The organism is Pseudomonadota bacterium, assembly GCA_016711215.1.
Classification (GTDB): domain Bacteria; phylum Myxococcota_A; class Polyangia.
Window position 1 is genome coordinate 288,352 of sequence record JADJTL010000003.1, and the last position, 11,794, is coordinate 300,145.

General features: G+C 70.1%; 8 protein-coding genes. 5 read left to right on the forward strand and 3 right to left on the reverse strand.

From position 1 onward, the window contains the following. Positions 1-5: 5 nt before the first annotated feature. The 5 genes from IPL40_10190 to IPL40_10210 all read left to right on the forward strand — a co-directional run bounded on the left by IPL40_10190 (position 6) and on the right by IPL40_10210 (position 6,115). On the forward strand, positions 6-1,559 hold the full coding sequence (locus IPL40_10190) for a protein kinase (GenBank protein MBK8481530.1): 1,554 nt from the start codon (positions 6-8) through the stop codon (positions 1,557-1,559). Further along, entirely contained in the window at positions 1,556-3,361 is a 1,806-nt protein-coding gene (gene treZ / locus IPL40_10195; GenBank protein MBK8481531.1) for a malto-oligosyltrehalose trehalohydrolase, read from the forward strand. Before IPL40_10190 ends, treZ begins: the two co-directional genes overlap by 4 nt. 265 nt (positions 3,362-3,626) lie before the next feature. Continuing rightward, positions 3,627-5,024, forward strand: coding sequence for a sigma-54-dependent Fis family transcriptional regulator (locus tag IPL40_10200; protein ID MBK8481532.1), 1,398 nt, complete (start codon positions 3,627-3,629; stop codon positions 5,022-5,024). Between the two features lie 180 nt (positions 5,025-5,204). Further along, entirely contained in the window at positions 5,205-5,687 is a 483-nt protein-coding gene (locus IPL40_10205) for a response regulator (GenBank protein ID MBK8481533.1), read from the forward strand. Next, positions 5,666-6,115, forward strand: a complete 450-nt coding sequence (locus IPL40_10210) for a response regulator (protein MBK8481534.1) — start codon at positions 5,666-5,668, stop codon at positions 6,113-6,115. The genes IPL40_10205 and IPL40_10210 overlap by 22 nt, the downstream gene beginning before the upstream one ends. Positions 6,116-6,136: 21 nt before the next feature. Here the strand turns inward: IPL40_10210 and glgB are convergent, their stop codons facing one another. The 3 genes from glgB to IPL40_10225 form a co-directional block, all read right to left on the reverse strand. Further along, positions 6,137-8,434 (reverse strand): 1,4-alpha-glucan branching protein GlgB, encoded by a 2,298-nt coding sequence (gene glgB / locus IPL40_10215; GenBank protein MBK8481535.1) that lies wholly within the window; start codon positions 8,432-8,434, stop codon positions 6,137-6,139. Positions 8,435-8,526: 92 nt separating this feature from the next. After that, positions 8,527-10,812, reverse strand: coding sequence for a serine/threonine protein kinase (locus tag IPL40_10220; GenBank protein ID MBK8481536.1), 2,286 nt, complete (start codon positions 10,810-10,812; stop codon positions 8,527-8,529). Between the two features lie 137 nt (positions 10,813-10,949). Beyond that, on the reverse strand, positions 10,950-11,753 hold the full coding sequence (locus IPL40_10225; protein MBK8481537.1) for a hypothetical protein: 804 nt from the start codon (positions 11,751-11,753) through the stop codon (positions 10,950-10,952). Between the last annotated feature and the right edge of the window lie 41 nt (positions 11,754-11,794).

Consider the following 11,794-nt stretch of genomic DNA (forward strand, 5'->3'; position numbering starts at 1 on the left):
CGTGGATGATCCTGCGCCGGCTCGGCAGCGGCTACTTCACCGAGGACGCGCTGGGCGCAGAGCCTGGGCCGACTGGCGTGACGCGCCTGGTGCTGATCAAGAGCCTCCTGCCGCGACTGCACGACGCCCGCCCCTTCGTCGGCGCCTGGCTCGCGCGCGCGACCGCGGCAATCGCGCTGCGCCACGACGGCATCGCGCGCGTCTTCGCCGCCGAGCCGCAGGGCGGCGGTGCGCGGGTCGTCACCGAGTACGTCGGCGGCGAGACGTTGCGCCTGCTGGTCAGCGCTCTGGCCGCACGCGAGCTCAGCCTACCGCTGGGCAGCGCCTGTCGGATTGTCGCGCAGGCGGCCGAGTCGTTGGCCTACGCCCACGCCCTACCCGACAGCGCCGACGATCGGAGGTCGCTGCTGCACGGCGATCTCTCGCCGGAGAACGTCGTCGTGACCTATGCCGGTCAGACCAAGCTGATCGACTTCGGGCTCGGGCGAGCCGACCCGCTGCGGAAGCACACCCCACCCAGCCGCCTGGCCAGCCGCATCGCGCACCAGGCCCCCGAGCAACTGCAGCAGCGCACGGTCGATCGACGCGCCGACGTCTGGGGCCTTGGCGTGCTGCTCTACGAGCTCCTTGCCGGCCGGCTGCTCTTTCACGGTGCCACGCCACAGGAGGTGCTGGAAGCGGTCATGGGGGCTCCGGTGCCACCACCGAGCCGCTACAACCCGGCCATCCCACCAGAGCTTGACGCGGTCGTGCTGGACGCGCTGGAGCGCGACGTGCCGCGGCGCATCTCGTCAGCCGCGGCGCTGCGCGAGCGGCTCGAGCAGGTCCTCGAACAGAGCGAAGGGGCGCACCCGGCTGCGCTCGGCGGCTGGCTGCGCGGCGCGCTGCGCGACTGCTACGCAGAGCGCCAGAGCATCGAACGCGAGGCGCGCACCGAGGCGATCGAGGCCCTGCGGGCCCAAGGGCCACCACCCTGGGCGACGGACGCGCCGGTCCTCATCGGCGCGCACCCTCGCTCGGCCTGGGCACGGGCCCGCAGCCGCGCCTGGGTCACCTTCCGACGCCGTCCGATCTTGGTCTCGGCGCTGCTGCTCGTGCCCGGCGCGAGCGGCCTTCTTTCGTATCGCCTGGGCCGCCACCTCGGCGCTGGCGAACACGTGCCGTGGCGCCTCTGGCCGCTGGTCGCGCTCCTGGTCGCGGGGGGGACGCTGCTGGTCGCTTGGCGTCTGGGCGCAAAGCGCTGGCGGACCTCGCCGGCACCGGTCGCGAAGGAGCCGCTCAGCAGCGCCGAGCGCGAAGCCGCAGCGTGGCGCAACGAGGCTCAGCACCGCCGCAAGCGCCTGACGGAGGCCGAGCGCGCGCTGAGCCGCGTCGACGGCCACCTGGCCGACGCCATGGACCAGCTCGTCGAGGCGGAAGAACGGGCGAGCCAGGCGGAGCGCCTCGAGCGAGCCCTCGGCGAGGCGCACGCCGAGCTGCGGCAGCTGCGTGACTTGGCCGAGCGCACTGGGGCCTCGCGCGACGCCGCCGCTACCGCGAAGGATCGCGCCAGTCGATGAGAAGGCACGCCTTCGGCGCGACCGTCAGCGCCGAAGGCACCCGCTTTCGCGTCTGGGCGCCGAGGGCGCGCAGGGTCGAGTTGATCCTCGAGGGTGGCGCGGCCGCCGGCACAGCCACCACGGTCCAGCATCGCCTCCAGCGCGCCGGCGACGGTCTCCACGAGGTCTTCGTGCCGCAGCTTGGCGCGGGGGCCCGCTATCGCTACCGCCTCGACGACGACCGCGTCGCCCCCGACCCCGCGAGCCGCTACCAGCCCGAGGGCGTCCATGGACCGTCGGCGGTGGTCGACCCGCTGGCCTTCCGCTGGCACGACGCGGCGTGGTCGGGCCGGGCCTTGTCCGAGCTCGTCATCTACGAGCTGCATGTCGGCGCCTTCACGCCAGAGGGGACCTTCGCCGCCGCCAGCGCACGACTCGACGACTTGCAGGCGCTCGGCATCACCGCGGTCGAGCTGATGCCCGTGGCGGATTTTCCTGGGCGCTGGAGCTGGGGCTACGATCAGGCGGCGCTCTGGGCTCCGGCGCAGGTCTACGGCCCGCCCGACGCGCTGCGGGCCTTCGTCGACCGAGCCCATGCGCTCGGCCTCTCCGTGATCCTCGACGTGATCCACAACCACGTCGGGCCCGATGGCGCCTATGTGGCCGCCTTCGGCCCCTTCCTCACCCGCCGACATCACACGCCGTGGGGAGCCGCGGTCAACCTCGATCAGCGCGGCAGCGCGACCGTTCGCGCCTTTCTGATCGAGAACGCGGAGCACTGGCTCGCCGAGTACCATATCGACGCCCTGCGCCTCGACGCCATCGACGCGCTCTACGACGGCAGCGCCACCCACTTCCTGACGGCGCTGAGCACGCGGGTGGGGAGCCTTTCCGGACAGCGGCGCTATCTCTTCGCCGAGGACGACCGCAATCTCAACCTCGTGCTGCAAGCGCCATCCGCCGGGGGCTACGGCCTCGACGGCGTCTGGACTGACGACTTCCACCACCTCTTGCGGCGTCTCCTGACCGGCGAGCAGCTCGGCGCGCCTTCTGACTTCCCGGCAACCACCGCAGCGCTGGCGAAGACGATCAACGACGGCTGGTGGTACCAAGGTCAGGTGCTGCCGAGCAGCGGCCTGCCGCGCGGCAGCGATCCGCGCGCCCTTTCGCCCCAGAGCCTGATCTACTTCCTGCAGAATCACGACCAGGTCGGCAATCGACCCTTCGGCGAGCGCCTGCACCAGACGATCAGCCCCGCGCTGTTCCGTGCCGCCTCCGCCCTGCTGCTCTTTCTCCCGCAGACGCCGCTGCTCTTCATGGGTCAGGAGTGGGCGGCGAGCGCGCCCTTCCATTTCTTCACCGATCACAAGCCCGCGCTCGGGCGCCGGGTGCGTGAGGGACGCTGGCGCGAGGCCCGCGCGCGCTTCGCGATCGACGCCGGCACGACGCTTCCCGACCCGCAGGATCCCAGCAGCTTCGAGCGCAGCAAGCTCGCTTGGGCCGAGCGCGGACGAGCGCCGCACGACGGCACGCTCCAGCTCTACCGCAAGCTCCTTCGACTGCGCCGCGAGCTCAGCGGACGGGCGCAGGCCGAGAGCCCCTCCGAGGGCGCTCTGTTGGTGCGACGCGGCGCCTATACGCTCGCCGTAGCGCTGCGCTCGGACCTCGACCTGCCGCTGCCAAGCGCGGGTGTGGAGCGCCTCTCGACCGCTGGCCCTCCCGGGACTGGCGCGCCGGAGGCGCCGCTGACTCAAAGTGGGCACCTCCACTTCGCGGCGCCCGCCGCCGTGATCTTCGGACCGGCAGCGGGTCTTGGCGCCTGAGGGGGCTGCGCGTATAGTAGCTGCTTATTTGCTTGCTTTCGTCGCTCTCGCTCGCCGTGCAGTCGGTGGGCCGGGTGCGGCAGCCCAACAGGTCGCTGCGCGTAACAGCGGCCCCGAGAGCGATGGAAGCGATGGAAGCGATGGCCAAGTGACGCGCCCCACCGCAACGCAGCAGAGCGCGTCACCCGCGTGGCCCGTCACGGAAGCCGAGGCCGGCGACGACCGAGCCTCGCAGCCCCTTCGCGCGGCGGGGCATTCGCGCGCCGTGCTCGTGATCGACGATGACGTCGCGCTCGGGGCCCTGATCGATCTGCAGCTCCGCCGCCTGCACTTCGAGCCCACCATCGTCACCGCGGCCGAGCAGGCGCTGGCCGCGCTCGAGCGCCAGCGCTTCTCCGCGGTGCTGGCTGATGTCCGCCTCGATGGCATGAATGGCCTCGACTTCTGTGCCCGCGTGGTCCGCGCCTTTCCTGGCACGACGGTGGTGCTGATGACCGGCTGGGGCACCATGCAAACCGCCATCGACGCGCTGCGCGCGGGCGCCTTCGACTTCCTCACCAAGCCGCTCGATTTCGCCGAGCTCAACGTCGTGCTCGAGCGCGCGCTGCGGCATAGCGCAGCCGAGGGGATCACGCGCCTGGCGCGTCAGGCGGAACCTTCGACTGCCATCGGTGAGCTGATCGGCGAGAGCGAGCCGATGCGTCGACTGGTCGAGCTGCTGACGCGCGTGGCGAATACCGAGGCCACCGTGCTGATCACCGGCGAGAGCGGAACGGGCAAGGAGCTGGCTGCGCGCGCCTTGCATAATCGTAGCGCTCGGTCGGCTGGCCGCTTCGTCGCGATCAACTGCGCGGCGATGCCGGAGGCGCTGTTGGAGAGCCAGCTCTTTGGCCACACCCGGGGAGCCTTCACCGATGCCCATGCAGCACGCGTCGGGCTGCTGGTGCAGGCCAATGGTGGCACGCTCTTTCTCGACGAGATCGGCGACATGCCGCTCGCGCTGCAGCCGAAGCTGCTGCGCGCGCTGCAGGAGCGCACCGTAAGACCGCTCGGCAGTGACCTCGAGGTGCCCTTCGACGCGCGCATTCTCGCGGCCACCCATCGGCAGCTCGACGCCGAGGTGCAAGCGGGTCGCTTCCGCGCCGACCTCTACTTCCGCATCAACGTGATCCAGGTGCAGATGCCGGCCCTGCGCACGCGCGGCAGCGACGTCCTGCTGCTCGCCAACGACGCCGTGCATCAGATCGCCGCGCGCTCGGGGAAGGCGGTGGTTGGCGTCTCGGGGCCCGCGGCCGAACACCTGCTCGCCTACCCCTGGCCGGGCAACGTCCGCGAGCTGATCAACTGCGTCGAGAGCGCCGTCGCCCTGACGCGGCACACGAAGATCGCGGTGGAGGACCTCCCTCCGCCCATCCGCCGCAACCCGACGCGCTCTGGCGCCGACGCACCCGCGGCGGGCGAGCCCCTGGTGCCGATGGACGAGATCGAGCGCCGTCACATCCTCGCCGTGCTCTCAGTCGTCGGCGGGAACCGCACGGAAGCGGCGCGGGTGCTCGGCCTCGACCGTAAGACGCTCTATCGCAAGCTGAAGCAGTACGCGCGCAGCGGTCGCGCCCCAGCGGAGGAGACCCCGCCAGCGCGCAACGAAGCCCTCGATAGCTAGCCGGCAACCGCTCGGTGCTGACCGCCGACGCCGGCGCCAGCTCGAGCAACGTCGTTTCGCGTGTTGCGAAGGCGTGTTGCGAAGGCGTGTTGCGAAGGCGTGTTGCGAAGCCGGTAGACGAGCAGGCCTCGTCGTGTATGATAGGCGCCTCCTCGGTGTTGCCCGCGCAGGAGGTCTCCGATGCTCTGGCAGTCCCCGCAGCGCCCCGACGTTCATCGCGTGATTGTGGCCGACGACGACCGCGATGTGCTGCGGTTGATCAGCGCCGCGCTCGAGCACAGCGGCTACGAGGTCCATACAGTGACCAGCGGCAGCGAGCTGCAGGACGTGCTGGTCAAGCATGCGATCTACGGCGGCCCTGAGCATCGGCCGGCGGATGTCGTGATCTCAGACATCCGCATGCCCGGCTGTTCGGGCCTCGAGGTCCTCGCCGACCTGCGGGGGCGCGCCTGGGCCCCGCCGGTGATCGTCATCTCCGGGGCGATGGATGACGCGCTGCGCGGGCAGGCCCAGCGCATGGGTGCATCGGCCGTCTTGTCGAAGCCGCTCAACCTCGAGACGCTGCGCAGCGAGGTCGATGCCGCCGTTGGGCTGAAGCGCGGGGGGGAGGGCTCCAGGGCGAGAGCGGCGGCGGAGCATCGATGTCACCTCCCGCAGGCCTAGCGCTAACCGCGCTCCAGCTCGAGTTGATCAGCCGCCGCGTGCTGCTCGCGGAGGATGACGAGGACCTGCGGCTCTTGCTCGCCGCGGCGCTCAAGAGCCACGGCTACCGGGTCGACGAGGTGGCCGACGGGGCAGCGCTGCTGGAGCGGCTCGCGAGCAGCCAGAGCAGCCCGTACTGCGACGACCCGATCGAGCTGCTGATTTCGGATCTGCACATCCCCTGTCTCTCGGGTCTCGACGTCCTCGCCAGCCTGCGTGGCACCGAGAACCGCCTGCCGGTGATCTTGATCACCGCAGACGACAGCCCGCGGCTCGAGGGCGTGGCCCGCCGGCTCGGCGCCGCCGCCTACTTCCGCAAGCCCTTCGATGTCTGCGATCTGCTGACCGCGGTGGTCAACGTGTCGGTGCCCGCCCTGCCCGCGACCTAGGTTGTCGCCCGGCGAGGTGCCCTACTCCGCCTCAGACGCCTCAGACCTGGGCTCGGCCTCGGACGGGGCGCCGTCCTGCGCCGGAGCGAGCAGGCTGTCCGCCGGCGTCGCTTCGCGCGCGAAGAAGAGCGCACCCAGCGGCGGCAAGGTCAGCGAGAGCGACTGCTCCATGCCGTGGCAGGGCATCGGCTCACTGACCACACGCCCGCAGTTGCCGACATTCGTCCCGCCGAAGCTCTCAGCGTCGCTGTTGACCAGCTCGAGGTACTCGCCCGCGGCTGGCACCCCGATGCGGTAGTCCCTCCGCGGCACCGGCGTCAGGTTGAAGACGCAGATTATCTCGCCCCGCGGACCGCGGCGCAGGAAGGAGATCACCGATTGCTCGGAGTCGGTGCAGTCAATCCACTGAAAGCCGCGAGGCTCATGATCCCAAGCCCAGAGCGCATCGTGGCCGAGGTAGAGGTGACCGAGCTGCTGGACCAGCCGCTGAATACCACTATGGCGCGGCTCGGCGAGCAGCTGCCAGTCCAAGCTGGCATCGTGGCGCCATTCCGACCACTGCCCGAACTCGGCGCCCATGAAGAGCAGCTTCTTGCCCGGATGCGCATAGAGGTAGCTCAAGAGCACGCGCAGCCCGGCGGCCTTGCGCCAGTCGTCGCCCGGCATCTTCGAGAGCAGCGCGCGCTTTCCGTGCACGACCTCATCGTGCGAGAGCGGCAGGATGAAGTTCTCCGTCCAGGCGTAGAGCATGCTGAAGGTCAGGTTGTTGTGATGGTACTTGCGATGGATCGGATCCTTCGTGAAGTAGTGCAGCGTGTCGTGCATCCACCCCATGTTCCACTTGAAACCGAAGCCCAGGCCGCCCAGGTAGGTCGGCGCCGTGACGCCACCCCAGGCCGTAGACTCCTCGGCGATGGTCAGCACGCCAGGGAAGCTGCTGTAGACTTGCCGGTTGAGCTCCTGCAGTAGTGAGATGGCCTCGAGGTTCTCGCGCCCACCGTACTGGTTCGGGATCCACTCGCCATGCGGGCGGCTGTAGTCGCGGTAGATCATCGACGCGACGGCGTCGACGCGCAGGCCGTCGAAGTGGAACTGATCGAGCCAGTAGAGCGCGTTGGCCAGCAGGAAGGCGCGCACCTCGTGGCGCCCGTAGTTGAAGATCAGCGTGCCCCAATCGCGGTGCTCGCCCTCGCGGGGGTCGGCATGCTCGTAGAGCGCCGTGCCGTCGAACCAGCGCAGCGCGTAGTCGTCCTTGGGGAAGTGCGCGGGCACCCAATCGAGCAACACGCCAATACCGTGCTGGTGGCAGAGATCGATGAAGTAGCGCAGATCGTCGGGCCCACCGTAGCGCGCCGTCGGCGCGAAGTAGCCCGTGGTCTGGTAGCCCCACGAGAGGTCGAAGGCATGCTCGGCGATCGGTAGCAGCTCGAGATGCGTGAAGCCATGGATCCGGCAGTGCTCGATCAGGCGCGGCGCGAGCTCACGGTAGGTCAGCCAGCCGTCCTCGCGCTCGGGCACGCGCATCCACGAGCCGAGATGCACCTCATAGATCGCCATCGGCTTCTGCCGCGGGTCACCGACCGCACGAGCCTGAATCCACGCGTCATCCTGCCAGGCGAAGCTGCCGAGCCCCTGAACCACGGACGCGCTCTTGGGCCGCAGCTCCATCGCGAAGGCCATCGGGTCGGTCTTGAGCCGTAGGTTGCCGTCGCGCAGCTTGAGCTCGTACTTGTAGATCGCGCCGGCACCCACGCCCGGCAAGAAGAGCTCCCAGACCCCCGAGGCCCCCAACCGGCGCATCGGGTGGCGGCGCCCATCCCAGCCGTTGAAGGTCCCGACCACGCTGACGCGCACGGCGTTGGGCGCCCAGACGGCGAAGGAGGTTCCAGCCACCCCATCGACCGCGCGCGGATGCGCGCCGAGCCGCTCATAGAGGCGGTAATGGGTACCCTCACCGAAGAGGTGCAGGTCGAGCTCGCCGAGCGTCGGCGCGAAGCCATAGGGGTCTGCCAGGGGCGGCGCGCTGCCGTCGGCCAGCGACCACTCGACCTCGTAGCTCAGCGGCAAGCTCGCGTCGGGCAGGAAGCGGGCAAAGAGCCCTCCGCTATGCACCTGCTGCATGGGCTGGGGATCGCTGCCGGCAACGTGCAGCTGCGCGCCAAGCGCCTCGGGAGCGAAGGCGCGCACGACCAGTCCCTGCCGCCCCTGCCAATGCAGCCGATGGACGCCAAGCAGCCCGTGCGGGTCGCTGATTTCGGCGCGGACGAGACGCTGCACCGCCTGTGGATCACCTTCCAATGAGTGCTGGACGCCTGTCATCTGCATGAACCCGCCTTGTCGTCGCTAGAGGCGAGGAGGTCATCGCCCCCCACCCGAGGTCAGCGCGCCCAACGAGTGCGCCGCTCCGCCACTTATACCGTGAGTAGCCCGGTCTCGAGGAGCAAGAACACCACCCGCTCGAAGGCTTCCTGCTCGGCTGGATCGTCGAAGCGGCCCAGCAGCTGGCGCAGCGTGACCTCGCCGTTCAGCTTCTCGCCCGCGCGCCGCGGCTGCTCGCCGAGCCGAAAGACCTCCGGCGGCACCGGCGCCGGCGTGCGTAGCTGCAGGTAGCGATCGAGGTCGAGCTCGAGGCGATTCTGCACCAGCTGGCGGTCGATGCGCTGGGCCCCGGCGCCGAGCATCTCGTAGGCATCGAGGCCGAGCGGCGCCGATTCGTGGAGGCACTTCGCGTCGCGGTAGTAGGCAAAGCTTCCGGTGGTCAGGCTGAAGGCGTTGAGCAGCTTCTCGCGCACCTGGAAGGTCAAATGGCGAATGACCTGCATCGGCCGCATGAGCTTGAGCGCCACCAGCGTGTCACCCAAGCGACCATCGAAGTGCGGCAGCATCGCCAAAGCCATCGCCAGCTCACCGGCCGAGAGGACCCCGCGCTTGACCAGATACTGCCCAAAGAGCTCGTCGGCCTGATTGGAGCTGACATAGTGCGGATGCCCGTCCGCGAGGTAGATCTCCTTCGTCGAGCCCCCCTGCGTGAGCACCAACAAGCCGCTATCCTCGGCGCAGGCCAGTCGGAAGAGCAGGCGGAAGATGCTCTGGGATGGCTGAAGCTTGCCCTCGAGGTCGGGCACCGCTTCGGCGGGGGGCCGAACACCAATCGGCGCCGTGACCCGGCCGGCGGCGACCTCCTCGGCGCGCGGGGCGGGCGCAGGCTTGGACGGCAATGGTTCTGCGTCGCCGCGCGCTTGGCGCTCACCGGTGGAGCTGGTGCGGAAATCCAGGTTCGTCGAGCCATCGATCGCGAGCTCCGGCGCCGCCGCCAGGGCGTGCTCGGTGCCAAGCCGCGGCTCCTCGCCGGTATGCGGCAGCCCCTGCGGCACCGGCATCGGCGTCGGCGGGGGCGCGAGCGCGATCCGTCGCTTGCGCCCGACGACGGCCCCCGTCGGACCGCGGGCAGCCTCTGCATGCAGCGCCTCGAGCGGCGGTGGCACGCTCGGGCGGGGGGCGGCAGCCGCGCCTGGCGCGGCGCGTTCATCGCCTCCGTGCATCGCATCCATCAGTTGGGCTTGGATCGCCGCCGGGGCCTCAGCGGTCGCCATCGCCGGGATTGGCGGCGTGGTGTCCTCGCGGTCGAGCTCGTCCTGCGCCCGCGGGTCGCTGACCATCGACATCAGGGGCGGCTCATCGACCTCATTGGCCAGCGGCGGCAGGCCCGGCCCACCGACCGCGGCCAGTCGGTCCCAGGTATCCGGCCGCTCGATCAGCGGCCGCTCGTCGAGCAGCCGCTGCATGAAGCGCCGTACGTCCGCCGAGCGCACCATGCGGCGATTTTCGAAGAGGTAGCGGTGCAGGGCATCGCGAAACACCCCGGCCGACTGGTAGCGCAGCGCCGGCTGGCGAGCCAAGGCGGACTCGATGATCGTCATCAGGTCGCCGGGAATCCGGCTGCCGAACTGATAGAGCCGATCGAGGCGCGCATCGCGCACCTGCAGCAGCACCTCGAGGTCGTGCTTGGCGATGAACAAGCGCCGAATCATCAGCAGCTCGCAGAGCACGATGCCCGCCGCGAAGACGTCGGCTCGCCCGTCGATCGGTTGCCCAGATACCTGTTCCGGCGACATGTAGCCGTACTTGCCGCGCAACGCACCCGTCTCCGAGCGTCTGCCGCTGCCGTGCGCGCGCGCGATGCCGAAGTCGCCGAGCTTCACCTCGCCCAGCTCGGAGATGAAGATATTGGAGGGCGAGACGTCGCTGTGTACGAGACCCAAGCGCTGCGCCGCCTCGTCGCAGAGTCCGTGGGCGAAATCGAGCGCGTCCAGCACCTCGGCCATGATGTGCACTGCGATCGCCGTGGTCGGCCGCACGCGCCGCCGAGCGCAAGCGCGTAGCAGCTCGAGCAGGTCCATCCCCGAGACGTACTCCATCGCGATGTAGTAGTGCCCGTTGACCTCGCCGAAGTCGTGGACCTGGACGATCTTCGGGTGATTGAGGCGCGTCATCATCCGCGCCTCCTCGATGAACATGGCGACGAACTCACGATCCCGGCCCAGGTCGGGCAGGATGCGTTTGATCACCAGCGTCTTCTCGAAGCCATGGGCGCCGAAGCTACGCGCGCGGAAGATCTCGGCCATGCCGCCGACGGCCAACCGCTGCTCTAAGCGATAGCGACCGAACTGGATCGGCTCGAACGTCTCGGGCTGCACCACGCAGGCGATGCTATCACGGCTGGGCGATCGGTGAGAACCTGCAGCGGACGAATCCAAGCGCCGGCAGGCCGCTCAGCGGGGTGGCCTGCACCAGGGCCCGGCGCGCAGCGGCAGCGGGCGCCGAGATGCGCGCGTCACGCCCCCGCGGCGGGCGTGGCCAGCGCCTCGGCCACGCTCTCGACCGCGCGCACCGGCAAGCCCGTCGCCGCAGCGCAGCTGGCCAACGCCTGATCGCCTTCCGGCATCACGACCCAGATCTGGCGCCCCGCGAGCGACTCCCCCTGCTCGACCAGCTCAACCAAGCGTCGCAGCGCAAGCTCGAGCAAGGGGGCCGGCGCCTCTCCCAGCGCCACGTCGACCAGCAGGTAGCGGGCGTCGTGAATCACCGCCAGCATCAGCCAGCGGCCGAGCGCGTCGTCCAGCGCCGCAGCGTCGGGATCGCCCACCAGCCAGAGCGCCGCCAGCGAGGGCCGCAGCAGACAAACCAGCTGACTCCTCGTCAGGAGCGCGCGGCGCCGCGCCAGGGCCTGGTCACGCAGGCCGCTGGCGTGGGCCTCCGCCAACACCAGCGCAAAATCGTCGGCGAGGGGCGCGGGGAGCGCGAGCACGTCACGCAGGGCGTGCGCCAACGCGAGGACCGCACCGAGCGGCCACTGCTGGCCCGCGATCCAGCCCGCGAGGAAGGCCAGGCGCTGAATCGACTCGCGCCACGAAGGCGTCCCGGTGGCCAGCGTCGACGACTGCGCCAGGCCCTCGGCGAGCGCCTCGAGGACGGTCACACAGCGCGCCTGGAGCTGACTACGCTGCGCTGGGGCCAGGCGCAGCGCCCAGCAGCACCTGGCCGCCTGATCGATCCAGCGCTCGGCCAGCGCGCTGCGGTCGCCGCCGAGGATCAGCCGCAACGCCTCGATCAAGGGCTGGTCTGCCAGCTGTTGCACCCGCTCCACCTCCTCCATCTGGGTTCCATCTGGGTTCCGTC